The organism is Actinomadura rugatobispora (assembly GCF_055379765.1).
In genome coordinates, this window is the sequence record NZ_AP029191.1 from 5866739 (window position 1) to 5891368 (window position 24630).

The 24630-nt window shown below is 71.3% G+C and carries 25 protein-coding genes; 23 read left to right on the forward strand and 2 right to left on the reverse strand.

What is annotated here, in order from left to right:
• The first annotated feature begins 35 nt into the window (after positions 1–35).
• The 5 genes from ACZ466_RS26205 to ccsB are packed head-to-tail and all read left to right on the forward strand — an operon-like array spanning position 36 to position 4753.
• Positions 36–674: a histidine phosphatase family protein gene (locus ACZ466_RS26205; protein ID WP_378284318.1), complete on the forward strand. Its 639-nt coding sequence runs from the start codon at positions 36–38 to the stop codon at positions 672–674.
• Between the two features lie 45 nt (positions 675–719).
• Complete coding sequence (locus ACZ466_RS26210) at positions 720–1310, forward strand: TlpA family protein disulfide reductase (RefSeq protein WP_378284317.1); 591 nt, start codon at positions 720–722, stop codon at positions 1308–1310.
• Positions 1311–1341: 31 nt separating this feature from the next.
• On the forward strand, positions 1342–2082 hold the full coding sequence (locus ACZ466_RS26215) for a cytochrome c biogenesis CcdA family protein (protein WP_378284316.1): 741 nt from the start codon (positions 1342–1344) through the stop codon (positions 2080–2082).
• Between the two features lie 2 nt (positions 2083–2084).
• Positions 2085–3764, forward strand: coding sequence for a cytochrome c biogenesis protein ResB (gene resB / locus ACZ466_RS26220; RefSeq protein ID WP_378284315.1), 1680 nt, complete (start codon positions 2085–2087; stop codon positions 3762–3764).
• Positions 3765–3769: 5 nt separating this feature from the next.
• Positions 3770–4753: a c-type cytochrome biogenesis protein CcsB gene (gene ccsB, locus ACZ466_RS26225; RefSeq protein WP_378284314.1), complete on the forward strand. Its 984-nt coding sequence runs from the start codon at positions 3770–3772 to the stop codon at positions 4751–4753.
• A gap of 341 nt (positions 4754–5094) precedes the next feature.
• Here the strand turns inward: ccsB and ACZ466_RS26230 are convergent, their stop codons facing one another.
• Entirely contained in the window at positions 5095–5418 is a 324-nt protein-coding gene (locus ACZ466_RS26230) for a PLDc N-terminal domain-containing protein (RefSeq protein ID WP_378284313.1), read from the reverse strand.
• Positions 5419–5549: 131 nt separating this feature from the next.
• On the opposite strand from ACZ466_RS26230, the gene ACZ466_RS26235 reads away from it, so the two are divergent.
• Together ACZ466_RS26235 and ACZ466_RS26240 are read left to right on the forward strand one after the other, a co-directional pair.
• Positions 5550–6713, forward strand: a complete 1164-nt coding sequence (locus ACZ466_RS26235; RefSeq protein WP_378284312.1) for a hypothetical protein — start codon at positions 5550–5552, stop codon at positions 6711–6713.
• 38 nt (positions 6714–6751) lie between these two features.
• Positions 6752–7012, forward strand: a complete 261-nt coding sequence (locus ACZ466_RS26240; protein WP_378284311.1) for a hypothetical protein — start codon at positions 6752–6754, stop codon at positions 7010–7012.
• A gap of 427 nt (positions 7013–7439) precedes the next feature.
• Here ACZ466_RS26240 and ACZ466_RS26245 read toward each other — a convergent pair whose 3' ends face one another.
• Entirely contained in the window at positions 7440–7631 is a 192-nt protein-coding gene (locus tag ACZ466_RS26245) for a BldC family transcriptional regulator (RefSeq protein WP_378284310.1), read from the reverse strand.
• 223 nt (positions 7632–7854) lie between these two features.
• Here ACZ466_RS26245 and ACZ466_RS26250 point away from each other — a divergent pair, with 223 nt between their 5' ends.
• The 16 genes from ACZ466_RS26250 (at position 7855) to nuoL (ending at position 24602) form a co-directional block, all read left to right on the forward strand.
• Complete coding sequence (locus ACZ466_RS26250; RefSeq protein WP_378284309.1) at positions 7855–8814, forward strand: threonine ammonia-lyase; 960 nt, start codon at positions 7855–7857, stop codon at positions 8812–8814.
• A gap of 50 nt (positions 8815–8864) precedes the next feature.
• Complete coding sequence (locus ACZ466_RS26255; protein ID WP_378284308.1) at positions 8865–9104, forward strand: DUF4229 domain-containing protein; 240 nt, start codon at positions 8865–8867, stop codon at positions 9102–9104.
• 82 nt (positions 9105–9186) lie between these two features.
• Positions 9187–9888 (forward strand): demethylmenaquinone methyltransferase, encoded by a 702-nt coding sequence (locus ACZ466_RS26260; protein WP_378284307.1) that lies wholly within the window; start codon positions 9187–9189, stop codon positions 9886–9888.
• 147 nt (positions 9889–10035) lie between these two features.
• Positions 10036–11298: a geranylgeranyl reductase family protein gene (locus tag ACZ466_RS26265; protein ID WP_378284306.1), complete on the forward strand. Its 1263-nt coding sequence runs from the start codon at positions 10036–10038 to the stop codon at positions 11296–11298.
• Positions 11299–11623: 325 nt separating this feature from the next.
• Complete coding sequence (locus tag ACZ466_RS26270) at positions 11624–11983, forward strand: NADH-quinone oxidoreductase subunit A (RefSeq protein ID WP_378284305.1); 360 nt, start codon at positions 11624–11626, stop codon at positions 11981–11983.
• A gap of 99 nt (positions 11984–12082) precedes the next feature.
• A complete protein-coding gene (locus ACZ466_RS26275) occupies positions 12083–12637 on the forward strand; it encodes a NuoB/complex I 20 kDa subunit family protein (RefSeq protein WP_378284304.1) in 555 nt (184 codons plus the stop codon).
• Positions 12634–13380, forward strand: coding sequence for an NADH-quinone oxidoreductase subunit C (locus ACZ466_RS26280; RefSeq protein WP_378284303.1), 747 nt, complete (start codon positions 12634–12636; stop codon positions 13378–13380). Before ACZ466_RS26275 ends, ACZ466_RS26280 begins: the two co-directional genes overlap by 4 nt.
• On the forward strand, positions 13377–14726 hold the full coding sequence (locus ACZ466_RS26285; RefSeq protein ID WP_378284302.1) for an NADH-quinone oxidoreductase subunit D: 1350 nt from the start codon (positions 13377–13379) through the stop codon (positions 14724–14726). The genes ACZ466_RS26280 and ACZ466_RS26285 overlap by 4 nt, the downstream gene beginning before the upstream one ends.
• Positions 14727–14817: 91 nt before the next feature.
• Positions 14818–15645 (forward strand): NADH-quinone oxidoreductase subunit NuoE, encoded by an 828-nt coding sequence (gene nuoE / locus ACZ466_RS26290; RefSeq protein ID WP_378284301.1) that lies wholly within the window; start codon positions 14818–14820, stop codon positions 15643–15645.
• 103 nt (positions 15646–15748) lie between these two features.
• Positions 15749–17050: an NADH-quinone oxidoreductase subunit NuoF gene (gene nuoF, locus ACZ466_RS26295; protein WP_378284300.1), complete on the forward strand. Its 1302-nt coding sequence runs from the start codon at positions 15749–15751 to the stop codon at positions 17048–17050.
• Between the two features lie 41 nt (positions 17051–17091).
• Positions 17092–19488, forward strand: coding sequence for an NADH-quinone oxidoreductase subunit G (locus ACZ466_RS26300; RefSeq protein WP_378284384.1), 2397 nt, complete (start codon positions 17092–17094; stop codon positions 19486–19488).
• Entirely contained in the window at positions 19485–20858 is a 1374-nt protein-coding gene (gene nuoH / locus ACZ466_RS26305) for an NADH-quinone oxidoreductase subunit NuoH (RefSeq protein ID WP_464043973.1), read from the forward strand. The genes ACZ466_RS26300 and nuoH overlap by 4 nt, the downstream gene beginning before the upstream one ends.
• On the forward strand, positions 20845–21417 hold the full coding sequence (gene nuoI, locus ACZ466_RS26310; RefSeq protein ID WP_378288109.1) for an NADH-quinone oxidoreductase subunit NuoI: 573 nt from the start codon (positions 20845–20847) through the stop codon (positions 21415–21417). Before nuoH ends, nuoI begins: the two co-directional genes overlap by 14 nt.
• Complete coding sequence (locus tag ACZ466_RS26315; RefSeq protein WP_378288110.1) at positions 21414–22385, forward strand: NADH-quinone oxidoreductase subunit J; 972 nt, start codon at positions 21414–21416, stop codon at positions 22383–22385. Before nuoI ends, ACZ466_RS26315 begins: the two co-directional genes overlap by 4 nt.
• Entirely contained in the window at positions 22382–22681 is a 300-nt protein-coding gene (gene nuoK / locus ACZ466_RS26320; protein WP_378288111.1) for an NADH-quinone oxidoreductase subunit NuoK, read from the forward strand. Before ACZ466_RS26315 ends, nuoK begins: the two co-directional genes overlap by 4 nt.
• Positions 22682–22691: 10 nt before the next feature.
• Positions 22692–24602 (forward strand): NADH-quinone oxidoreductase subunit L, encoded by a 1911-nt coding sequence (gene nuoL, locus ACZ466_RS26325; protein ID WP_378288112.1) that lies wholly within the window; start codon positions 22692–22694, stop codon positions 24600–24602.
• Positions 24603–24630 lie beyond the last annotated feature (28 nt).

The window sequence follows — 24630 nt, forward strand, 5'->3', positions numbered from 1 at the left end:
GTAACGGGCGGGCACGCGGGTAACCTGGCGACGCGATGACTGACAAGACGATCGTTCACCTGCTGCGGCACGGTGAGGTGCACAATCCCGAGGGCATCCTGTACGGGCGCCTGCCGGGCTACCGCCTGAGCGAGGACGGGGTCCTCATGGCCAAGGCGGCGGCCCGGTGGTTCAGCGAACGGGACGTGACCGCGCTGTACTCCTCACCGATGCAGCGGGCCGTGGAGACGGCCGCGCCGATGGCCGAGGCGTTCGACCTGCCGGTGACGGTGGACGACGGCCTGCTGGAGGCCGACAACCACTTCGAGGGCATGACCTTCGGCGTGGGGAAGGGCTCGCTGCGCCGTCCCGAGCATTGGCGGTACCTGCTCAACCCTTTCCGGCCGTCGTGGGGCGAGCCGTACAAGGAGATCGTCAAGCGGATGCGGGGCGCGGTGGTCCGCGCCCGGGAGGCGGCGCGCGGGCACGAGGCGGTGTGCGTCAGCCACCAGCTGCCGATCTGGATCCTACGGCTGCACGCCGAGCACCGCAGGCTCTGGCACCATCCGATCAAGCGCGAGTGCGGGCTGGCCAGCGTCACGAGCCTGGCCTTCGAGGGCACCCGGCTGGTCGAGGTGGCCTACTGCGAGCCCGCGGCGGGCATCGCCAAGGGCCCCAGTGTCGCGGGTGCCTGACACTGCCGCTAGATTGAGTACTACGTCTTGTAGTAGGAGGGTCCGTTGAGCCCCCGAGTGTCCCCGGTGCGCGCCGTCGCCGCTGCCGCGGCGGCGTGCGCGCTGCTGGCCGGCTGCGCGGGCACCAGCGCCTCGCAGAGCGGTCCGGGCGGCAGCGACAACCGTTTCATCGCGGGCGACGGAGCCGTCCAGGAGATCAAGGCGGCCGACCGCAAGGCGCCGCCGCGGGCCTCGGGGACCACGCTCGACGACGAGAAGGTCGCGCTCACCGACTTCAAGGGCAAGGTCACGGTCGTGAACTTCTGGGCGTCCTGGTGCGCCCCGTGCCGCGGTGAGGCGCCCTCGCTGGAGGAGGTGCACGCCGAGCACAAGGGCAAGGGCGTCGAGTTCCTCGGGGTGGCGTTCAAGGACGGCAAGGCCAACGCGCAGGCGTTCGAGCGCAAGTTCAAGGTGGGCTACCCGAGCCTGTTCGACGCCGACGGCCAGATCACGCTCGCGTTCCGCGAGGTGCCGCCGAACGCGATCCCGACCACCCTGGTGCTCGACCGCCAGGGCCGGGTGGCCGCCCGGATCATCGGCGCCACCACCTACTCCAGGCTGAACCCGCTCGTCACCAAACTCCTCGCCGAACAGTGAGCCGCGCGAGCCGTCGAGCGCGGGCGAGGCCATGAACCCCGCGGAGACCGTGGCGAACGGGTCGCTGCTGCTGGCCGCGCCGCTGGCGGTGCTGGCCGGGCTGGTGTCGTTCGTGTCGCCGTGCGTGCTGCCGCTGGTGCCCGGCTACCTGTCGTACGTGACGGGGATGTCCGGGGCGGACCTGGCCGAGCAGCGGCGCGGCCGGCTGATGGCCGGGGCGGGGCTGTTCATCGCCGGGTTCACGGTGGTGTTCGTGACGGCCGGGGCCGCGTTCGGCGGGCTGGGCCGCTGGCTGCTGGAGTACCAGGACCCGATCACCCGGGTGCTGGGCGTGGCCACCATCGTGTTCGGGCTGGCGTTCATGGGGTTCGTCCCCGGGCTGCAGCGCACGCTGAAGTCGGGGCGGCTGCCCGCCGCGGGGCTGGCCGGGGCGCCGCTGCTGGGCGTGCTGTTCGGGCTCGGCTGGACGCCGTGCATCGGCCCGACGCTGGCGGCGGTGCAGGCGCTGTCGTTCAGCGAGGCGAGCGCGGGACGCGGCGCACTATTGTCGCTGGCGTACTGCGCGGGCCTGGGCCTGCCGTTCGTCCTGACGGCACTGGCCTACCGGCGGGCGCTGGGGGCCTTCGGCGCGGTGAAGCGGCACTACGGGCTGGTCATGCGGATCGGCGGGGGGATGCTCGTCGCCATCGGCCTGCTGCTGGTGACCGGGTTGTGGGGCGACCTGACGATCGAGCTGAAGTCGTGGATCGGCGGCTTCGAGACGGTGATTTGAGAATGGCGAAGACGACGGACCCGGCCGCGGACACCGCGGCCGAGACGGACGCCGCCGAGGCGGCCACCGAGGGGCCGGCCGAGCGGCGGCCGCCCCGGGAGGCGCCGCGGCCCAAGGGGCTCGGCCCGATCGGCTGGGCGCGCTGGGGCTGGCGGCAGCTCACCACCATGCGGACGGCGCTGATCCTGCTGTTCCTGGTGGCGCTCGGTGCGGTGCCCGGCTCGATCCTGCCGCAGCGCGGGCAGGCCCCCGAGAAGGTCGCCGAGTACTTCGAGAAGCACGCGACGCTGGCGCCGTGGTTCGACCGGCTGTCGCTGTTCGACGTGTTCGCCGCGCCCTGGTTCGCGGCCATCTACATCCTGCTGTTCGTGTCGCTGGCGGGCTGCGTGATCCCGCGCGCCTTCCAGCACTACAAGGCGATGCGGGCCCGTCCCCCGGCCGCGCCGCGCAACCTGTCGCGGCTGCCGCAGTCGGAGTCGTACGAGACCGGCGCCGCCCCCGAGGAGGTGCTCGCCGAGGCCCGCAAGGTGCTGCGCAGGCGGCGTTTCCGCGTGGACGTCGGCGACGGCTCGGTCGCGTCCGAGAAGGGCTACCTCGGCGAGACCGGCAACCTGGTCTTCCACCTCGCCCTGCTGGCGCTGCTGTTCGCCCTGGGCATGGGCAACATCTTCGGGTACCGCGGCAACGTCGTCGTCACCGAGGGCAAGTCGTTCGCCAACGCCCTGGCCCAGTACGACCAGTTCGAGCCCGGGAGCCGGTTCGACAGCGACCGCCTCCCGCCGTTCTCGCTGTCGCTGGACGACTTCACCGCCGAGTACGCCACCGGCGGCCCCAAGCGCGGCCAGGCCACCGACTACCAGGCGAAGATGCGCTTCCGGGAGTCGCCGGCGTCGCGCGAGCAGCCCTACAACCTGCGCGTCAACCATCCGCTCTCCGTCGGCGGGGCCAAGATCTACCTGATCAACCACGGGTACGCGCCGGTGTTCACGGTCCGCGACGCCAAGGGGAACGTCGCCTTCCAGGACTCGGTGCCGTTCCTGCCGATGGAGCAGCGCAACTACACCTCCGAGGGCGTCATCAAGGCGCCCGACGCCGAGCCCGAGCAGCTGGCGTTCTACGCCATCCTGTGGCCGACCGCCGTCCCCTCCGAGGACCAGAAGCAGATCGTGTCGGGGTTCCCGGCGCCGCTGCGGCCGATGGTCACGATCTCCTCGTTCAAGGGCGACATCGGGCTCGACTCCGGCACCCCGCAGTCGGTCTACCGGCTGGAGGGCATCGGCAAGACGCTGCAGCCGGTCAAGGACGGCCAGAAGCTGCTGGAGCCGGGGGAGACGTTCACGCTGCCGGGCAACGCCGGGTCCGTCACCTTCGACGGGATGCGCGAGTGGACGGCCCTGTCGGTGAACCACGACCCCGGGCGGATGCCCGCGCTGGTGGCGGCCATCCTCGCGGTCGTCGGAGTGGCGGCCTCGTTCATGGTGCGGCGCCGCAGGGTGTGGGTCCGTGCGAGGGCCGGGGACGGCGGGCGTACCGTGGTCGAGGTCGGCGGGCTCACGCTCGGGAACCCGACCCCTGAGTTCGAGGACATCGTGTCCGCGCTGCGCGGTCCGAACAAGCCCGACGAGACCGACGAGCCCGAAGGCGACTCGGATCCCGCGTCGGCGACCGAAACTAAGGAGTGACGAGGGTGGGGAGTGCCGACCTCGCGAACCTGAGCGACAAGCTCATGCTGACGACCGTGGTGTTGTACATCGTCGCCATGGTCTCCTACGCCGCCGACCTGGGCTTCTCGCGCCGCGGTGCCGCCTCGCGCGCCGCCGGGGCCGGGCGGAAGGCCGAGGCCAAGGTCCTGGTGGGCGCGGCGGGCGCCGAGAAGGCGGAGACCTCCGGAGCCGCCGCCGGCGAGGACGCCGAGGCCGGGGGGCGCGCCGTGGACTGGGCGCGGCTGGCGGTCGTCCTGAACGTGCTCGGCTGGGCCGCGCACCTCGGCGTGATCGTGACCCGGGGCCTGGCGGGCGAGCGCTGGCCGTGGGGCAACATGTACGAGTTCCTCACCGCCATCACGTTCGCGGCGGTGACCGCGTTCCTGATCGTGCTGTGGCGCTTCCAGGCCCGCTTCCTGGGCGCGTTCGTGTCCCTCGCCGCGGTCGTCGGCCTGGGCGTCGCCAACATCTGGCTGTACGACTCGGTCGGCCCGGTCGTCCCGGCGCTCAACTCGTACTGGATCGCCATCCACGTCTCGGCCGCGATCGTCGCGACCGGCGCGTTCACCGTCGGCGGCGCCTCGACCATCCTCTACCTGTTCAAGATCCGGCAGGAGGCGCGGAGCGCAGCCGGTGGCGGCGGCTTCCTCGACCGGCTGCCCGGCTCGGACGTGCTCGACCGGCTGTCGGTGCGGGTCACCATGTTCGCGTTCCCGATCTGGACCGCCGCGATCATCATGGGCGCGATCTGGGCGGACGAGGCGTGGGGCCGCTACTGGGGCTGGGACCCCAAGGAGATCTGGTCGTTCGTGACCTGGGTCGTGTACGCGGCGTACCTGCACGCCCGCGCCACCGCCGGGTGGAAGGGCCGCAAGGCCGCGGTCCTGTCGCTGATCGGGTTCGCCGCGCTGCTGTTCAACTTCTTCGGCGTGAACTACATGTTCTCCGGCCTGCACTCTTATGCCTGAGCATGCGCGAGCTGCGCTCCTCGCCTGGCGGCTCGTCGCTTGTCGCGCCTGCGGCGATCGCTGCATCGCTCCGAACTCGCCTTGACGGCTCGCTTCGCGATCAGTTCCTCGCAGGCTCGGAACTGCCTTCGGACGCGATCGCAGCGCCTGAGCGACCGTTCGGGGCTGGGCTGTGTTTATTGCATGCGCGAGCTGCGCTCCTCGCCTGGGGGCTCGTCGCTTGTCGCGCCTGCGGCGATCGCTGCATCGCTCCGACTCGCCCAGGGGCTCGCTTCGCGATCAGTTCCTCGCAGGCTCGGAACTGCCTTCGGACGCGATCGCACGCCCGCGGCGGGAGGGGCCTAGTCCTCCTCGCGGAGCCGGCGCTCGAGTTCGCGCAGGAACGCCGGATCGTCTTCGGGGCCCTTCGGGGCCTCGGCGGGCGGTCCGGCGTTCGCCGTTCCGGGCAGGGGACCGCCGGAGCTCGCCGCGGGCAGGGCGCCCTGCCGCCGGACGCGACCGGCCAGCAGCCAGAGCACGGCGCCCGGCAGCAGCCCGAGGAGCACCACCATGAACCAGGCGAACTTCGGCAGGTGCCGTACGCCGGCCTCGTCGGTGCTGAGCACGTCGAAGAGCGCGAAAAGCCACACTCCGATGAGGATCAGTGCGAGCAGCACATAGGGCATGCCCATGAGCGTAGACGCTGATCGAGGGTGGCGCCGACGGGAGGGGATGACGGGGGGTCGGGGTTCGGCTTACGCTTCCTCGGGGGGCCTGACGCTTGTTGCGAACGGGGGCCCGCTGACAGAGGAGCCTGATGCGCTTCAAAGGCATCCACCGCAGACCCCGGGGGACGAGGGACGCCGCGTACGCCCCGTCGCCGCCCGAGGCGGGGGGCCGTGTGGAACGGCGCGCGGAGCCGCGCCGGTTCCTGCCGAGGCCGCGGAGCAAGCAGCCGCGCGACCGGTTCGGCCGGTTCCGCAGGGTGCCGCGCGAGACGCCGCAGGCGCAGGCGCGCGAGGCGCAGGACGTCCTGGGCCGCGAGGCGCAGGAGGCACAGCAGCTCCTGGGACGCGAGGCGCAGGCCACCGGAGGGTCCGCCGCCGGACGGGCCGCGGGCGGACGCGGCGCCACGGGGTGGTCCGCCAGGGAGCAGGCCGCCAGGGGGCAGGACGCCCTGACGCCGCGCTCGGCCGCCGACGCCGCCGCACGCCTGCCGGGCTCGGTCCCCGAGCGCCCGCCGGGACGCGCGCCGGGCCGTCCTGAGGCCGGTTCCGATGCCCGCCCCCGCGTCTACTCCTGGAGCGACTTCGAGCTCGACGACGAGCCCGGCGCCGAGCCGCCGCCGCGCGCTCGGCCGCGCCGGCCCGGGGCGCCGCGGATGGCCGACGGGCTGGACCATTGTGGCGTCCTGGAGAGCGTCCTGTACCGGCAGTGGGATGAGCGCCGGGGCCCGCCGCCGCCCGAGGTGATCCGGGCCGTCGACAGCCTGGCCGCGCTGCCCGACCAGCTGAAGGTGAAGCTGGCGGGCGGGCTGGAGGGCATCTACGTCGGGCCCGGCGGCGTCCCGCAGCTGGACGACATGGGCCACCTGCGCGACCGGCCGCTGCCGTCCGGCCGGGCGACCTGGGACATCTGCGCGGGCGCGTACGGCGACGGCAAGATCGTCGTGGGCGACCGGCCGTCCCCGACCCCCGACGTGATGATGCACGAGGTCGGGCACGCCCTCGACGACATCGACGGGGAGGACGGCTGGCGCTCCGACAGCCCGGCGTTCCGCGAGCTGTACGAGCGGTGCCGGCCGCATCTCGCCAGCGAGTTCCACCGGCAGCCCGACACGCTGGGCCGCCGCGAGTTCTTCGCCGACGCGTTCGCGGCGATCTCCGCCCGGCAGCGGCCCGCTTTGGTCGATATGCTCGCCGGCGACATCCGAATGGCGCTGGACGTCATGCTCTTCTTCAACCGCAGGTACGGAATCTGATGCAGGCCGGCGACGATGAGCACCGAAGGTGATCGACGATGTACGTGATCCGGCTTCCCGATGGCACGCTCCGGGTCCCTCACAGCGTCCTCGGCGACTCCGGTGAGGGCCGGGACGAGGGGCGGATCATCGCCCAGGCCTACGTGGAGATCGGCCCCGGCGATCCCGACTACGACCGGCTGCTGCCCGGGTCCGTCACCGAGGAGGAGATGGAGGACAGGCGGCGGGAGTGGCGGGACGGGGACGAGGAACTGCTCCGCGTGTTCGAGGAGTACAAGGCCGGCCGGAGCGAGGACTGACCACCGAAAGAGGCGCCGCGCGGCCCTTCCCTTTCGAACGAGCTCAGCCCGTAACCCCGGCCCCGAACGGTCGCTCAGGCGCTGCGATCGCGTCCGAAGGCAGTTCCGAGCCTGCGAGGAACTGATCGCGAAGCGAGCCCCTGGGCGAGTCGGAGCGATGCAGCGATCGCCGCATGCGCGACAAGCGACGAGCCGCCAGGCGAGGAGCGCAGCTCGCGCATGCAATAAGCACAGCGTGGAGGTTCGGGGGACTTCCGCCACGCCTGCCGTGCTGGAGCTTGCCGGCTTGTCTCCGGGCCGAGACTTCTTCAGGGGGGCTGGGCGAAGCTTCGGGCCGGGATGTGCCAGGGGTGGTGCCGGGGGGCGGGGCCCCCTGCCGATGGCCGGTGGGCCGTCGCGGAGGTCGTGGGGGTCGCCCCCCGCGGTGTCAGCGCGCGACCGGCTCTTCTCCGCGGAGCAGAGCGTGCACTTCGGACTCGCGGAAGCGGCGGTGGCCCCCGGGAGTGCGGATGCTGCTGATCCGACCGGCCGCGGCCCAGCGCGTAACCGTCTTCGGATCGACCCGGAAGAGGGCGGCGACCTCTCCGGGGGTCAGCAGGCGCTCGCTGGTGCTTTCCACGTTTTCTCTCCCCCTTTGTCCCGCTCTCGGCGCGGGTGGACTGTTTCCTAGTGTGGCGGGTCAAGACCGATTTCTCCCTTGTTTTCGGAAAAGATCACGCTGAGTAGCCTCCTGAACAGCGGCGATGACGCGAAGTTAGTGTGTCATCGGGCACAATCGTCACCTCGATCACGCCAGGTGCGTACCGTCCCTGGTGAGAGGCCCGCCGGATAGGCTCCCTGGCATGGCGGATCTGGTGTCGCTCGAAGAGATCGAAGGGGCGGCGGAACGGCTGGCCGGAATGGCGGTCCGCACTCCGCTCGTGCCGTTCCCGCTGTCGGATCCGGCGTTGCTGGTGAAGGTCGAATCGCTTCAGCCGATCGGCGCGTTCAAGCTGCGCGGCGCGTACGCGACGATCTCCGCACTTCCCGAACGGGTGCGCGAACGCGGCGTGGTCGCCCATTCCAGTGGCAACCACGCGCAGGCGGTCGCGTTCGCGGCGCGCGCCTTCGGGATCCGCGCGGTCCTTGTGGTCCCCCACACCGCCCCGGCGGTGAAGGTGGAGGCGTGCATGGCGCTCGGCGCGGAGATCGTCTACGTGGAGCCGACCATGGAGGCGCGGACCGCCACGGCCGGCAAGCTCGCGGACGCGCACGGCTTCACCCTCGTCCCGCCGTTCGAGGACCGCCGGATCATCGCGGGGCAGGGCACCGTCGGGCTGGAGATCGTCCGGGACCGCCCCGACGTCGAGGTGGTCCTGGTGCCGGTCGGCGGGGGCGGGCTGATCTCCGGGGTCGCGGCGGCGGTGAAGCGGCTGCGGCCGGAGGCGAAGGTGATCGGGGTGGAGCCGGAGCTGGCCGCCGACGCCCGCGCGTCCGTGCTGGCGGGACGGCCGGTGGCGTGGCCGCCGGAGGACACCGCGCGGACCGTCGCCGACGCGCTGCGCGCCCAGCGGGTGGGCGACCTGACCTTCGCGCACATCCGGGAGTTCGTCGACGGCATCGTCGCGGTGAGCGAGGACGAGATCCGGCAGGCGATGCGGCGGCTGGCGCGGGAGGCGCGGCTGATCGCCGAACCGGGCGGCGCCGTCGCGACCGCCGCCTATCTCTTCCGCGGGGACGAGCTTCCGCCCGCGCACACCTATGTATCGGTGCTGTCGGGCGGCAACGTGGAGCCCGCGCTGCTGGCCGAGGCGATCGCCTGACCCCGACCCGGAGCGGAGGCGCGTGGAGGGCCGGGTAGTCTCGAGGCGTCATGCGTACGGTATTCCTCTACACCCTCGCGCGGTTCGGGATCTTCCTGGCCACCGCCGCCGTGCTGGCCCTGATCGGGGCGCGCGGCCTGCTGCTGCTCGCGCTGGCCGTGCTGATCAGCGGCGTCGTGAGCTTCGTCCTGCTGTCCGGGCAGCGCGACGCGATGTCCGCCGCGGTGGTCTCCGGGGTGAAGGAGCGGCGCCGGAAGTTCGAGCGGGCGCGCACCAAGGAAGACGCCTGACCCTCCCCGCGGTGAGTTCGGGCGCGGCCCCGTAGGGCAGGCGGTGCACGAGGCGCTCCCCGGCGGCTCTTAGGGTGGGGGCATGACCCGCGCCTCTCTCGACAAGCAGCCGGCCGACGTCGCGGCGATGTTCGACCGGACCGCCGAGCGTTACGACCTGCTCAACAGCCTCATGACCGGCGGGCAGGACCGGCGCTGGCGGCAGGAGGTCGTCAAGGCGGTGGACGCCCGTCCGGGCGAGCGGATCCTGGACCTGGCCGCCGGCACGGGCACCTCGTCGGTGCCCTTCGCCGACGCGGGCGCGCACACGGTGGCCTGCGACTTCTCGCTGGGGATGCTGCGGGTCGGGGTGGGCCGGCAGGCGGGTGTGCGGAGGCTGAGCTTCGTGGCCGGCGACGCGCTGCGGCTGCCGTTCTCCGACGGGGCGTTCGACGCGGTGACCATCTCGTTCGGGCTGCGGAACGTGGCCGACACCGAGGCGGCGCTGCGCGAGCTGCGCCGGGTGGCCAGGCCGGGCGGGCGGCTGCTGGTGTGTGAGGTCAGTCACCCGCCGAACGCGCTGCTGCGCCTCGGTCACCGCGCGCACCTGAAGGTCGGTCTCCCCACGCTGGCGCGGGTCAGCAGCAATCCCGACTCCTATACCTACCTCGCCGAGTCGACCCTCGCCTGGCCGGACCAGGCGGAGCTGGCGCGGCGGATCCAGGCCGCGGGCTGGCGCGAGGTGCGCTGGCGCGATCTCACCTTCGGTGTCGTCGCGCTGCACCACGCCGTCAATCCGGGCTGACCCTGGGGCGGTCCGGCCACAGACCCAATTTCGGACCGGTCCAAAACCGAGGTGGTCGAGAGGTACCCATTGACCGCCCAGAGGGAATAGACTCCACCCGGATCCTTGTGAAGTACTTCACAAGCGAACGAGCTAAAGAGGAACGCAGTGACCGACTCCACCCGGCAGCGGCAGGCAGATGTCATCGTCGTCGGGGCCGGACCCGCCGGGGCCTCCACCTCCTACTGGCTGGCCCAGTCCGGCCTGGACGTGCTGTTGCTGGAGAAGGCCACGTTCCCGCGCGACAAGATCTGCGGTGACGGGCTCACTCCACGCGCCGTCCGCGCGCTGATCGCCATGGGCGTCGACGTCAACGCCCCCGGCTGGGCGCGCAACCAGGGGCTGCGCATCTACGGCGGCGGCGTCAAGGTCGAGCTGCCCTGGCCCGAGCTGGCGAGCTTCCCCGACTACGGCCTGGTCCGCACCCGGATGGACTTCGACCAGCTGCTGGCCGAGCACGCCGCCAAGGCCGGCGCCCGGCTGCTGCAGGGCTGCAACGTCACCGGCCCGATCCTGGACGAGCGCACCGACCGCATCACCGGCGTCACCGCCAAATACCAGGGCGAAGAGGTCGAGTTCCACGCCCCGCTGGTGGTCGCCGCCGACGGCGGCTCCACCCGGCTCTCGCTGGCCATGGGCCTGCGCCGGCGCGACGACCGTCCCCTGGGCGTCGCGGTCCGCCGCTACTTCGAGACCCCCCGCCACGACGACGACTACATGGAGGCGTGGCTGGAGCTGTGGGACGGGCAGCGCCTCCTCCCCGGCTACGGCTGGGTGTTCCCGGTCGGCGACGGCACCTCCAACGTCGGGCTCGGCCTGCTCAACACCAGCAAGGCGTTCCAGAACGTCGACTACCGCGGCATGCTCAAGGGCTGGTGCGCGAACATGCCCGAGGAGTGGCGGTTCGACGAGGACCACGCCACCGGCCCCATCCGCGGCGCCGCGCTGCCCATGGGCTTCAACCGCCAGCCCCACTACACCCGCGGGATGCTGCTCGTCGGCGACGCCGGCGGCATGATCAACCCGTTCAACGGCGAGGGCATCGACTACGCGCTGGAGTCCGGCCGGCTGGCCGCCGAGATCATGGTGCAGGCGCTGGCCCGCCGCACCCCGGCGCAGCGCGAGCGGACCCTGTACGAGTACCCGCGCATCCTCAAGGACGAGCACGGCGGCTACTTCACCCTCGCCCGCGTCTTCGTGCAGGCCATCGGCGACCCGCGGATCATGAAGTTCCTGACCGCGCACGGGCTGCCGCACCCGACGCTGATGCGCTTCACGCTCAAGCTGCTGGCCAACCTCACCGACCGCCGCGGCGGTGACTCGATGGACCGCGTCATCAACGCGATGCAGAAGGTGGCGCCCGCGGCATGAGAGAGGCGACCGGGAGCACGCCATGAACGGCGAGCGGCAGAACGCGACCGTGGGACGGCCCATGGACACCACGGCGGGAAGAGGGCGTCGCAGGGCGCCCTGAAGCGAGCGGAGGCGGCCGGACCTCACAGTCCCGACCCCCCGAGGGGAGTGCTATTGATCACCTTGGCTAGGGTGGCGACCCGTGTCCGTGACAGGTGTCACGAACGTGTAAAGGGTCACGCCGCCGTGGCGCGCCCGACCGGCGCCGCGCATCGCCCCGCGCGGCGCGCTTCGGCGTGCGCCACGTACAGCGCTGTACGTAGCGAGGAGAGGCAGTAGAGACATGGATCTCTATATACCGATCATTGTGCTGGGAGTGCTCGCCTTCGCCTTCGCGGCGGGCTCGGTGTTGATGGCCTCCCTCACCGGCCCCAAGCGGTGGAACCGGGCGCGGCTGGACGCCTACGAGTGCGGGATCGAGCCGACCCCGCAGCCGGTCGGCGGCGGGCGTTTCCCGGTCAAGTACTACCTCACGGCGATGCTGTTCATCGTCTTCGACATTGAGATCATCTTCCTGTACCCCTGGGCGGTCGCCTTCGACCGGCTGGGGCTTTTCGGTCTTGTGGAGATGGTCCTGTTCATCCTCACCGTGCTGGTGGCGTACGCCTACATCTGGCGGCGCGGTGGTCTGGAGTGGGATTGATGAGCGACGCAACGGCGCGCGGCGCGCGCTGGACCGAGGAGCCTGCGACGAGGGAAGCGCGCGCCATGAGGCGCGCCGGTGCGGAGCGGGGTAACAGCCATGGGTCTTGAGGAAAAACTCCCCAGCGGGTTCCTGCTGACGACGGTCGAGCAGGTCGCCGGATGGGCGCGCGCCAGCTCGATGTGGCCTGCCACGTTCGGGCTGGCCTGCTGCGCGATCGAGATGATGGCGGCCGGCGACCCGCGGCACGACTTCTCCCGGTGGGGGATGGAGCGTGCCTCGGCGACGCCGCGGCAGGCCGACCTGATGATCGTCGCGGGCCGGGTGAGCCAGAAGATGGCCCCGGTGCTGCGGCAGATCTACGACCAGATGACCGAGCCCAAGTGGGTCATCGCGATGGGCGTGTGCGCCTCGTCCGGCGGCATGTTCAACAACTACGCGGTCGTGCAGGGCGTGGACCACATCGTCCCGGTGGACATCTACCTGCCCGGCTGCCCGCCGCGGCCGGAGATGCTGCTGGACGCCATCCTGAAGCTGCACGACAAGGTGATGAACACCAAGCTCGGCGCGCAGCGCAAGGAGCAGATCGCCGAGCTGGAAGAGGCCAAGCGCCGCCGGCTCCCGCTGCTCGGCCAGCCCGGAGGTGTCTCGTGAGTTCTCAGCATCCGGAGCAGAAGGCCGAGCAGGCCGCCGACCAGCTGCCCGCGCAGGCGCCCGAGGAGCGCCGGGAGCAGCCGGTCGCGCGGATGGGCATGTTCGGCGCCAAGACCACCGGCGACACCTCCGGGTACGGGGGGCTGGTCGTCCGGCAGAGCCCGAAGGTGTCGGCGCCCCGGCCGTACGGCGGCCCGGAGGGCGCGGCGGAGGCCGGTCCGTTCGACGCGGTCGCCGACGAGCTGGAGCGGACGCTGCCCGGCTTCGGCGACGCGATCGAGCGGGTCGTGGTCGACCGCGGCGAGATGACCTTCTTCGTGCGGCGGGAGCACCTCAAGGCGGTCGCGCAGACCATGCGGGACCAGCCCGACCTGCGGTTCGAGCTGTGCTCGGGCGTGTCCGGGGTGCACTACCCGCAGGACGCGGGCGCCGAGCTGCACGCCGTCTACCACCTGCTGTCGATCACCCACAACCGGCGGGTGCGGCTGGAGGTCACCTGCCCCGACGCCGACCCGCACATCCCCTCGATCGTCGGGGTCTACCCGACCAACGACTGGCACGAGCGCGAGACCTACGACTTCTTCGGGATCGTGTTCGACGGGCACCCGGCGCTGACCCGCATCGAGATGCCCGACGACTGGGTGGGCCACCCGCAGCGCAAGGACTACCCGCTCGGCGGCATCCCCGTCGAGTACCGGGGGGCGGAGATCCCGCCGCCTGATGAGCGGAGGTCGTACGTATGAGCCCCTCCACCAAGTACACCGAGTACGACGCCTACGCCGCCGACCAGGCCGCCGAGGGCAAGGTCTTCGACGTCTCCGGCCAGGACTGGGACCAGGTCGTGGCCGGTGCCGAGGACCTCGGTGACGAGCGGCTGGTCATCAACATGGGGCCGCAGCACCCGTCCACGCACGGCGTGCTGCGGATCATCCTCACGCTGGACGGCGAGACGGTGAACGAGGCGCGGGTGGGCATCGGCTACCTGCACACCGGCATCGAGAAGAACATGGAGTTCCGCACCTGGACGCAGGGCACCACGTTCTGCACCCGGATGGACTACCTGGCGCCGATCTTCAACGAGACGGCGTACTGCCTGGGCGTGGAGAAGCTGCTGGGGATCACCGAGCAGGTGCCGGAGCGGGCCCAGATCATCCGGGTGATGATGATGGAGCTCAACCGGATCTCCTCGCACCTGGTGGCGATCGCCACGTTCGGCCTGGAGCTGGGCGCGACCACGGTCATGCTCAACGGGTTCATCGAGCGCGAGTACACCCTTGACCTCTTCGAGGAGATCACGGGTCTGCGGATGAACATGGCCTACGTGCGGCCGGGCGGTGTCGCGCAGGACCTGCCGAGCGGCGCGCTCAGCAAGATCCGCGACTACCTCGACCGGATGCCCAAGCGCATCCAGGCGATGCGCAAGCTGATGGACGCCAACCCGGTCTACCTGGCGCGCACGAAGGACATCGCGTACCTGGACCTGACCGGGTGCATGGCGCTGGGCATCACCGGCCCGGTGCTGCGGTCGACGGGCCTGCCGTGGGACCTGCGCAAGTCGCAGCCGTACTGCGGTTACGAGACCTACGACTTCGAGGTCGCCACCGAGGAGAGCTGCGACGTCTACGGCCGCTACCTCGTCCGGATGACCGAGATGGAGGAGTCCCTGAAGATCGTCGAGCAGTGCGTGGAGCGGCTGCAGTCGGTCAAGGGCCCGGTGATGGTCGAGGACAAGAAGATCGGCTGGCCGGCGCAGCTGGCGATCGGCGCGGACGGGATGGGCAACTCGCCCCGGCACATCGCGCACATCATGGGCACCTCGATGGAGGCCCTGATCCACCACTTCAAGCTGGTGACCGAGGGCTTCCGGGTGCCGGCCGGGCAGGCGTACGCGGCGATCGAGTCGCCGCGCGGCGAGCTGGGCGCGCACGTGGTCAGCGACGGCGGCACGCGGCCGTACCGGGTGCACTTCCGCGACCCGTCCTTCACCAACCTGCAGGCCGTCCCCGCGATGTGCGAGGGCAGCATGGTGGCGGACGTGATCGCGGCGGTCGCGAGTCTCGACCCGGTCATGGGAGGTGTGGACCGATGAGGTGTGCACAGCCTCTGTTCGGCAGCATGGTGGCCCCGAGCACATTCGCGGCGGTGGCGAGTCTCGACCCGGTGATGGGGGGTGTGGACCGATGACGGAACAGCAGGAGGCGGCCGTGGAGGCGGCCGAGGCCGAGCGGGAGTACGAGCCCGCGGTGCGCGAGCGGCTGGAGCGGGACGCCAAGGAGATCATCGCCCGCTATCCCAAGCCGCGTTCGGCGCTGCTGCCGATGCTGCACCTGGTGCAGTCGGTGGACGGGTACGTCTCGCAGCGCGGCACGGAGTTCTGCGCCGAGCAGCTGGGCATCACGCCCGCGCAGGTGACCGGGGTGTCGACCTTCTACACCATGTACAAGCGCGCGCCGGTCGGGGAGTACCACGTCGGCGTCTGCATCAACACGCTGTGCGCGATCATGGGCGGCGACCAGATCTGGGACGAGCTCAGCGACCATCTGGGCGTGGGTCACGACGAGGCCACCCCGGACGGCCGGGTCAGCCTGGAGCGGATCGAGTGCAACGCCGCCTGCGACTTCGCCCCGGTGATGACGGTCAACTGGGAGTTCTTCGACAACATGACTCCCGAGCGGGCCAAGGCGCTGGTCGACGACCTGCGCCAGGGCAGGGACGTGCGTCCCTCGCGGGGCCCGTCCGGGCTGTGCTCGTGGAAGGACGCCTCGCGCGTGCTGGCCGGGTTCCCCGACGGGCGCGCGGGCGAGGGCGTCCAGGCGGGGCCCGAGTCGCTGGTCGGCCTGAAGCTGGCCAAGGAGCGCGGCTGGGCGGCGCCGAGCGCCGACGCCGACCGCGAGCGGCCGGACGAGCCGGTCACGCCCGGCGAGATCACCGACCCGCCGCCGAACGAGCCGGGCAAGCCGATCGGCGGGGACGTGAAGCCCGGTTCGCAGGAGGGCCGCAACCAATGACCTACTCATTGCCACGCCTCCGGCGCGGCGGGCCATGGCGCTTTGACGCCCGGTCTTCCCTCGTCGGTCGTCCCTCCCTCCTCAGTCCAGACCAGGCGGCGCCATGACCACCCTCACCCCCATCCTCACCAGGAACTGGGACCAGGAAGACTCGTTCACCCGGGCGGGCTACGAGCGCGCCGGGGGCTACACGTCGCTGCGCAAGGCGCTGACCATGGAGCCGGACGCGATCGTCCAGGCGGTCAAGGACTCGGGCCTGCGCGGCCGCGGCGGCGCGGGCTTCCCCACCGGGATGAAGTGGGGCTTCCTGCCGCCGAGCAGCCCGAACCCGCGCTACCTGGTCGTCAACGCGGACGAGTCCGAGCCGGGCACGTGCAAGGACATCCCGCTGATGATGGCCAACCCGCACGTGCTGGTCGAGGGCATCATCATCAGCTCGTTCGCGATCCGCTCCAACCACGCGTTCATCTACGTGCGCGGTGAGGTGCTGCACGTGATCCGCCGCCTGCAGCAGGCGGTGGCGGAGGCGTACGAGGCCGGCTACCTGGGCCGGGACATCCTCGGCTCCGGCTACGACCTGGAACTGGTCGTGCACACGGGCGCCGGCGCCTACATCTGCGGCGAGGAGACGGCGCTGCTGGACTCCCTGGAGGGGTACCGCGGCCAACCGAGGCTCAAGCCTCCCTTCCCTGCGGTCGCGGGGCTCTACGGCGGCCCCACCGTTATCAACAACGTGGAGTCGATCGCCTCGGTTCCCTCGATCGTCGAGAACGGCGCGGATTGGTTCGCCGCGATGGGCACCGAGAAGTCCCAGGGGTACGGGATCTTCTCGCTGTCGGGGCATGTCACCAGGCCGGGGCAGTACGAGGCGCCGCTGGGCATCACGCTGCGCGAGCTGCTCGACATGGCGGGCGGGATCCGCGACGGGCACCGGCTGAAGTTCTGGACGCCGGGCGGCTCGTCCACCCCGATCTTCACCGACCAGCACCTGGACGTTCCGCTGGACTTCGAGTCGGTGGGGGCGGCCGGGTCCATGCTCGGCACCCGGGCGCTGCAGATCTTCGACGAGACCACCTGCGTGGTGCGGGCGGTGCTGCGCTGGTCGGAGTTCTACGCGCACGAGTCGTGCGGCAAGTGCACGCCGTGCCGCGAAGGCACGTACTGGTACAAGCAGATGCTCAAGCGGCTGGAGGCCGGGCAGGGCGAGGAGAAGGACCTGGAGACCCTCCTCGACCTGTCCGACAACATCCTGGGCCGGTCGTTCTGCGCCCTGGGCGACGGCGCGACCAGCCCGGTGGTGTCCTCCATCAAGCTGTTCCGCGAGGAGTACCTGCAGCACTTCGAGCAGGGCGGCTGTCCGTTCGACAAGGCCGCCTCCACCCTCTGGGGAGGTGGGACCAAGTGACCGCGACCAAGCCCGAGGCGCCGGTCGAGAAGCGCGAGGACATGGTGGCCGTCACCATCGACGGCTTCGAGATCGAGGTGCCCAAGGGCACGCTGATCATCCGGGCCGCCGAGCTGCTGGGCATCCAGATCCCGCGGTTCTGCGACCATCCGCTGCTGGACCCGATCGGGGCGTGCCGGCAGTGCCTGGTGGAGATCCCCGACGCCGGCAACGGCCGGGGGATGCCCAAGCCCCAGGCGTCCTGCACCACCACGGTGATGCCGGGCATGGTCATCAAGACCCAGCTCACCTCGCCGGTGGCCGACAAGGCCCAGCACGGCGTGATGGAGCTGCTGCTCATCAACCACCCGCTGGACTGCCCGATCTGCGACAAGGGCGGCGAGTGCCCGCTGCAGAACCAGGCGATGTCGAACGGGCGGGGCGAGACGCGGTTCACCGAGGCCAAGCGGACCTTCCCCAAGCCGATCGCGCTGTCCACCGAGGTGCTGCTCGACCGGGAGCGCTGCATCCAGTGCGCCCGCTGCACCCGGTTCTCCGACCAGATCGCCGGGGACGCGTTCATCGACCTGTTCGAGCGCGGCGCCAAGGAGCAGGTGGGCGCGGCCGACGGGAAGCCGTTCCAGTCCTACTTCTCCGGCAACACGGTGCAGATCTGCCCCGTGGGAGCGCTGACCGGGGCGGCGTACCGGTTCCGGTCGCGGCCGTTCGACCTGGTGTCCTCGCCGAGCACGTGCGAGCACTGCGCGTCCGGCTGCGCGCTGCGCACCGACCACCGGCGCGGGAAGATCACCCGGCGGCTGGCCGGTGACGACCCGCAGGTGAACGAGGAGTGGAACTGCGACAAGGGCCGGTGGGCGTTCACCTACGCCACCCAGCCCGACCGGCTCACGCACCCGCTGGTGCGGAACCAGGACGGGGTCCTGGAGACCGCGTCCTGGCCGGAGGCGCTCACCCTCGCCGCCCGGGGCCTGTCGGCCGCGAAGGGGCGGGCGGGCGTGCTGACCGGAGGCCGGGTGACCCTCGAGGACGCCTACGCCTACGCCAAGTTCGCCCGGGTCGCGCTCGGCACCAACGACATCGACTTCCGGGCCCGCGCGCACTCGCGCGAGGAGGCCGAGTTCCTGGCCTCGTCCGTGGCGGGACGGCCGATCGAGGTGACCTACTCCGACCTGGAGAAGGCCCCGGCGGTGCTGCTGGCGGGATTCGAGCCGGAGGAGGAGTCGCCGATCGTCTTCCTGCGGCTGCGCAAGGCGTTCCGCAAGAGCGGGCTGCGGGTCTTCGCGGTCGCTCCGTTCGCCACCCGCGGTCTGCGGAAGGTGGGCGGCACGCTGCTGCCGGCGCTGCCGGGCGCGGACGCCGAGGTCCTCGGCTCGCTGGTCGCCGACGGGCAGAGCACCGAGGCCAGGCGGCTGCTGGAGCAGCCCGGCGCGGTGATCCTGGTCGGGGAGCGGCTGGCGTCCAGCCCGGGCGCGCTGTCCAGCGTGCACCGGCTGGCGCAGGTCACCGGCGCCCGGGTCGGCTGGGTGCCGCGCCGGGCCGGTGAGCGCGGCGCGATCGAGGCCGGGGCGCTGCCCGGGCTGCTGCCGATCGGCCGCCCGGTCACCGACCCCGAGGCGCGCGCCGAGGTCGCCCGCACCTGGAACGTCGCCGAGCTGCCCGCCGCCCCCGGACGGGACGGGGCGGGCATCGTCGCCGCCGCGGCCGCCGGGGAACTGGGCGCGCTGCTGGTCGGCGGCGTCGACCCCTACGACCTGCCCGACCCGGGCGCGGTGCTGGCCGCGCTGGAGGCCGCGCCGTTCGTGGTGAGCCTGGAGCAGCGGGTCAGCGCGGTCACCGACCGCGCCGACGTGGTGCTGCCGGTCGCGGCGGTCGCGGAGAAGTCCGGGACGTTCGTCGACTGGGAGGGCCGCGGCCGCCCGTTCGACACCGTGCTGAGGTCCGCCGGGCGGATGTCGGACCTGCGGGTGCTGGACGCGCTCGCCGGCGAGATGGACGTCCACCTGGCGCTGCCCGAACCGGAGGCCGCCAAGCGGGAGCTGACCGCGCTGGGCGCCTACCGGGGCGAGCGACCCGCGGCGCCGAGCGTGTCGCCGGGCGTGCAGCCGCAGCCGGAGTCCGGGCAGGCGCTGCTGGCGGCCTGGCGGATGCTGCTGGACAAGGGCCGGCTGCAGGACGGCGAGCCGTACCTGGCGGGCACCGCGAAGGCGGCGGTGGCCCGGCTGTCGCCCGCGACCGCCGCCGAGATCGGCGCCGCCGAGGGCGGGACGGTCACGGTGGCGTCCGGGCGCGGAACGGTGACGCTGCCGCTGGAGACCACTCCCGACCTTCCGGACCGGGTGGTGTGGCTGCCGGTGAACTCCGCCGGCTGCGCCCTCTACCGCGATCTGGGCGCGGACGCGGGAAGCGTCGTCACGATCTCTGCCGGAGGCGCGTCATGAGCACGAGGGTGTCGTCCGTACTCGCGGCAGGGCCCGCGCCGACCGACCCCACGCTGGAGAGCTTCGGCCGCGACCCGTGGTGGCTGATCGGCGGCAAGGTGCTGGCGATCTTCGCCTTCCTGGTCCTGACGGTGCTGATCACGATGTGGATCGAGCGGCGCGTCATCGGCCGGATGCAGCTGCGGGTCGGCCCCAACCGGGCCGGGCCTTTCGGCCTGCTGCAGGCGCTCGCCGACGGCGTCAAGCTGGCGTTGAAGGAGGACATCGTCCCGCGCCAGGTCGACAAGGTGGTGTTCGTGCTGGCGCCGATCATGTCGGCGGTTCCGGCGTTCATCTCCTTCGCGATCATTCCGTTCGGGCCGACGGTGTCGGTGTTCGGGCATCACACGCCGCTGCAGGGCACGGACCTGCCGGTGGCGGTGCTGGTGGTGCTGGCGATGTCGTCGATGGGCGTGTACGGGATCGTGCTGGCCGGGTGGTCGTCGATGTCGCCGTACTCGCTGCTGGGCGGGTTGCGGTCCTCGGCGCAGGTGATCTCCTACGAGATCGCGATGGGGCTGTCGTTCGTGGCGGTGTTCCTGTTCGCGGGGACGATGTCGACCACGGGGATCGTCAACGCGCAGGCCGACCGCTGGTTCATCCTGCTGCTGCTGCCCTCGTTCATCATCTATGTGATCACGATGATGGGGGAGTCGAACCGGATCCCCTTCGACCTGCCCGAGGGTGAGGGCGAGCTGGTCGGGGGGTTCCACACCGAGTACTCCTCGCTGAAGTTCGCGATGTTCTTCCTGGCGGAGTACATCAACCTGGCCACGCTGTCGGCGCTGGCGACGACGCTGTTCCTGGGCGGGTGGCGGGCCCCGGCGCCGATCTCCACGGTGTGGGAGGGCGCGAACGCGGGCTGGTGGCCGGTGCTGTGGTTCCTGGTGAAGATGGGGCTGTTCATCTTCTTCTTCATCTGGCTCCGGGGTTCGCTGCCGCGGGTGCGCTACGACCAGTTGATGCGGCTGGGCTGGAAGGTCCTGATGCCGGCCTCGCTCGGCTGGATCCTGCTGGTGGCCACGGTCCGCGCGCTGCGCAACGAGGGCTACGACATGCAGCAGATCGCGCTGTACGCCGCGATCGTCGCCGGCGTGGTGCTGGTGGCCACGGTTCTGTGGGAGCTGCTGCGCGGCGAGGGCGACAAGGACAAGCAGATCGTCCCCGACGTCGGCTCCGGCGGGCCCAAGAAGGGCGGCGCCGCGGCCGCGGCCGGTTTCCCGGTGCCCCCGATGGACGCCCCGCACTACCACGGCCGCAGCACGGAGACCCCGTCGCGGCCGGCCACGACCACGACCACGCGTGAGGAGGTCGGAAGTGGGACTCACTGACTTCCTGAACCCGGTCAAGGGGTTCGGGGTCTCGTTCCATCAGATGTTCATGAAGAGCGAGACCGTCCAGTACCCCGAGGTGAAGAAGCCGACCGCACCGCGCTTCCACGGACGGCACCAGCTCAACCGGTGGCCGGACGGGCTGGAGAAGTGCGTCGGCTGCGAGCTGTGCGCGTGGGCGTGCCCGGCGGACGCCATCTACGTGGAGGGCGCCGACAACACCGACGACGAGCGCTACTCTCCGGGCGAACGGTACGGACGCGTCTACCAGATCAACTACCTGCGCTGCATCCTGTGCGGGCTGTGCATCGAGGCGTGCCCCACCCGGGCGCTGACGATGACCAACGAGTACGAGCTGGCCGACGACAGCCGCGAGAGCCTGATCTACACCAAGGACATGCTGCTGGCCCCGCTCCGCGAGGGCATGGAGACGCCGCCGCACGCGATGCGGCTGGGCGAGACCGAGGAGGACTACTACCGCCTCGGCCTGAAGTCGTCCGACGAGGGCGCCCCCTCCGGGCCCGGCTCCGGTTCCGGTGAGAGGAGTGAGCCCAAGTGACCAGTCCCGACGTGGTCGTGGTGGCGCAGGTCGCCGACGCCCAGCCGGGAGAGCCGTTCATCTTCTGGCTGCTGGCCGTGGTGTCGGTCTGCGCCGCACTCGGCATGATCTTCATGCGGCGCGCGGTGCACTCGGCGCTGCTGCTGGCCACGGTGATGCTGTCGCTGGCCGCGCTGTACGCGGTGCAGGACGCGCCGTTCCTGGCGTTCGTCCAGGTGATCGTGTACACCGGCGCGGTGCTGATGCTCTTCCTGTTCGTGCTGATGCTGGTCGGCGTCAGCTCCACCGACTCGCTGGTGGAGACGATCCGCGGCCAGCGGCTGTGGGCCGCGGTCGCCGCGCTCGGCTTCCTGGTGCTGCTGGCCGCCGGGCTCGGCAACGCCGCGCTGGGCGACTCGGCCGGGCTGCGGGCCGCCAACGGCGACGGCGGCAACGTCGTCGGGCTCGCCCGGCTGCTGTTCAGCAAGTACGTGTTCGCGTTCGAGGCCACCAGCGCGCTGCTCATCACCGCGGCGCTGGGCGCCATGGTGCTCGCGCACCGCGAGCGGCTGACGCCCAAGCCCACCCAGCGCGACCTGGCCGAGAAGCGGTTCGAGCGGTTCGCCGTCGGCGGCGCCCACCCGGGCCCGCTGCCCGGCCCCGGCACCTACGCCCGGCACAACGCGGTCGACATGCCCGCGCTGCTGCCCGACGGCAGCGTCTCGGAGCTGTCCATCAACCCGGTCATCGCCGCCCGCACCGACACCTCGGAGCGGCACGCCGACCTGTACGGCGGCAGCGAGGAGCAGGCCGTGGAGGAGGACGTCGCCGCGGTCAAGGCGGTGACGGAGGAGTCCGAGGACGCCAACGCCGAAGAGCGCACGGTGAAGGCCGGCCTGCCGGCGCCGGGCGGCGAGGGCGGCTCCGGCGGCTCGGGGTCCGGTTCCGCCGGCTCCGGCTCCGAGACCGAAGGCGAGGCTGGCAAATGAGTCCGGGACACTACCTGGCGCTCTCGGCGATCCTGTTCACCATCGGCGCCGTGGGCGTCCTGGTGCGCCGCAACGCGATCGTGGTCTTCATGTGCGTCGAGCTCATGCTCAACGCGACCAACCTGGCGTTCGTGACGTTCGCCAGGATGCACGGCAACCTCGACGGGCAGATCATCGCGTTCTTCGTGATGGTGGTGGCCGCGGCGGAGGTCGTGGTGGGCCTGGCGATCATCATGACCATCTTCCGGACCCGCAGGTCCTCGTCGGTCGACGACGCGAACCTGCTGAAGTACTGAGAGGTCGGGGATGAAAGCGGAAGGCATCCAGGCCCTGGCCTGGCTCCTGGTCGCGCTGCCGCTGGCCGGCGCGGCGATCCTGCTGCTGGGCGGGCGCCGCACCGACAAGTGGGGGCATCTGCTCGGCGTCACCATGTCGCTGGCCTCCTTCGTGGTGGGCGCGGCGATGTTCGTCCAGATGCTCGGGTACGGGGCGGAGGAACGGCGCCGCACCGTCCACCTGTGGGAGTTCCTCGACGTCGGCGCGCTGAAGGTCGACCTCGGGCTGCTGGTGGACCCGCTGTCCATCAGCTTCGTCCTGCTGATCACCGGGGTCGGGTCGCTGATCCACATCTACTCCATCGGCTACATGGCCGACGACCCCGACCGGCGCCGGTTCTTCGCCTACCTCAACCTGTTCGTCGCGGCGATGCTGCTGCTGGTGCTGGGCGACAACTACGTGGCCATGTTCCTCGGCTGGGAGGGCGTGGGCCTCGCCTCGTACCTGCTGATCGGGTTCTGGCAGTACAAGCCGACCGCGGCGGTCGCGGCGAAGAAGGCGTTCGTCGTCAACCGCGTCGGCGACATGGGCTTCCTGCTCGCGATCATGCTGATGTTCGGCACGTTCGGGACGGTCGGGTTCGAGCAGATCCTGGGCGAGGGCGCCGAGCACGTCGGGCTGGCCTCGCAGCTGAGCACCGGCACCGCGACCGCGCTGGGGCTGCTGCTCCTGGTCGGCGCGTGCGGCAAGTCGGCGCAGCTGCCGCTGCAGTCCTGGCTGCTGGACGCGATGGAGGGCCCCACCCCGGTGTCGGCCCTGATCCACGCCGCGACCATGGTGACCGCGGGCGTCTACCTGATCGTCCGGTCCGCGCCGATCTTCGAGATGTCGGCGAACGCCCAGCTGGCGGTGACCATCGTCGGCGCGGCCACGCTGCTGGCCGGTGCGATCATCGGGTGCGGCAAGGACGACATCAAGAAGGCACTGGCCGGCTCGACCATGTCGCAGATCGGCTACATGATGCTGGCCGCCGGGCTCGGCCCGGCCGGCTACGTGTTCGCGATCGCGCACCTGATCGCGCACGGCTTCTTCAAGGCGGGCCTGTTCCTGGGCGCCGGGTCGGTCATGCACGGCATGAACGACGAGGTGAACATGCGCCGGTACGGGGCGCTGCGAGCCATGATGGTCATCACCTGGGCCACGTTCGGGCTCGGCTACCTGGCCATCATCGGCTTCCCGGGGCTGTCCGGCTGGTTCACCAAGGACGGCATCATCGAGGCCGCGTTCCACAAGGGCGGCACGTCCGGGGCGATCCTGGGCACGTGCACCCTGATCGGCGCCGGCATCACCGCGTACTACATGTCGCGCGTGATGTTCATGACCTTCTACGGTGAGAAGCGCTGGGACGAGAAGGCGCACCCGCACGAGTCGCCCAAGGTCATGACCGTTCCGCTGATGCTGCTGGCGATCGGGTCGGTGTTCGCCGGCGGGTTCCTGGTCCTGGGCGGGTTCTCCGAGTTCCTCGCCCCGGTGGTGGGCGAGGCCGGGGAGCACGAGTTCCACCCGGTCACCCCGGCGAGCATCACCGCGTTCGTGCTGATGGTGATCGGCGCCGGGATCGCCTGGCGGCAGTACGGCGCCCGTCCGGTGCCGCGCGAGGCGCCCGCCGGATCGTTCGTCACGGTCGCGGCCCGCAAGGACCTCTACGGTGACGCGCTGAACGAGTCGCTGCTGATGCGGCCCGGCCAGTGGCTGACCCGGCTCGCGGTCTGGTTCGACAGCCGCGGCGTGGACGGCGTGGTCAACGGCCTGGCGGCCGGGGTCGGCGGCAGCTCCGGACGCCTCCGGCGAATCCAGACCGGCTTCGCCCGCTCCTACGCCCTCTCTATGTTCTTCGGCGCGGCGATCATCGTGGCCGCTCTCTTGGTGGTGAATGTATGACCGCCCTCTCTATGCTGTGCTCGACCGA

Excerpts from the sequence above, each read along its gene's own strand:
- ACZ466_RS26205 (WP_378284318.1), top strand. The coding sequence starts at position 36 with ATGACTGACAAGACGATCGTTCACCTGCTGCGGCACGGTGAGGTGCAC.
- ACZ466_RS26215 (WP_378284316.1), top strand. The coding sequence starts at position 1,342 with ATGAACCCCGCGGAGACCGTGGCGAACGGGTCGCTGCTGCTGGCCGCG.
- resB (WP_378284315.1), top strand. The coding sequence starts at position 2,085 with ATGGCGAAGACGACGGACCCGGCCGCGGACACCGCGGCCGAGACGGAC.
- ACZ466_RS26230 (WP_378284313.1), bottom strand. The coding sequence starts at position 5,418 with ATGCCCTATGTGCTGCTCGCACTGATCCTCATCGGAGTGTGGCTTTTC.
- ACZ466_RS26235 (WP_378284312.1), top strand. The coding sequence starts at position 5,550 with ATGCGCTTCAAAGGCATCCACCGCAGACCCCGGGGGACGAGGGACGCC.
- ACZ466_RS26240 (WP_378284311.1), top strand. The coding sequence starts at position 6,752 with ATGTACGTGATCCGGCTTCCCGATGGCACGCTCCGGGTCCCTCACAGC.
- ACZ466_RS26250 (WP_378284309.1), top strand. The coding sequence starts at position 7,855 with ATGGCGGATCTGGTGTCGCTCGAAGAGATCGAAGGGGCGGCGGAACGG.
- ACZ466_RS26255 (WP_378284308.1), top strand. The coding sequence starts at position 8,865 with ATGCGTACGGTATTCCTCTACACCCTCGCGCGGTTCGGGATCTTCCTG.
- ACZ466_RS26260 (WP_378284307.1), top strand. The coding sequence starts at position 9,187 with ATGACCCGCGCCTCTCTCGACAAGCAGCCGGCCGACGTCGCGGCGATG.
- ACZ466_RS26270 (WP_378284305.1), top strand. The coding sequence starts at position 11,624 with ATGGATCTCTATATACCGATCATTGTGCTGGGAGTGCTCGCCTTCGCC.
- ACZ466_RS26275 (WP_378284304.1), top strand. The coding sequence starts at position 12,083 with ATGGGTCTTGAGGAAAAACTCCCCAGCGGGTTCCTGCTGACGACGGTC.
- ACZ466_RS26285 (WP_378284302.1), top strand. The coding sequence starts at position 13,377 with ATGAGCCCCTCCACCAAGTACACCGAGTACGACGCCTACGCCGCCGAC.
- nuoE (WP_378284301.1), top strand. The coding sequence starts at position 14,818 with ATGACGGAACAGCAGGAGGCGGCCGTGGAGGCGGCCGAGGCCGAGCGG.
- nuoF (WP_378284300.1), top strand. The coding sequence starts at position 15,749 with ATGACCACCCTCACCCCCATCCTCACCAGGAACTGGGACCAGGAAGAC.
- ACZ466_RS26300 (WP_378284384.1), top strand. The coding sequence starts at position 17,092 with ATGGTGGCCGTCACCATCGACGGCTTCGAGATCGAGGTGCCCAAGGGC.
- nuoH (WP_464043973.1), top strand. The coding sequence starts at position 19,485 with ATGAGCACGAGGGTGTCGTCCGTACTCGCGGCAGGGCCCGCGCCGACC.
- nuoK (WP_378288111.1), top strand. The coding sequence starts at position 22,382 with ATGAGTCCGGGACACTACCTGGCGCTCTCGGCGATCCTGTTCACCATC.
- nuoL (WP_378288112.1), top strand. The coding sequence starts at position 22,692 with ATGAAAGCGGAAGGCATCCAGGCCCTGGCCTGGCTCCTGGTCGCGCTG.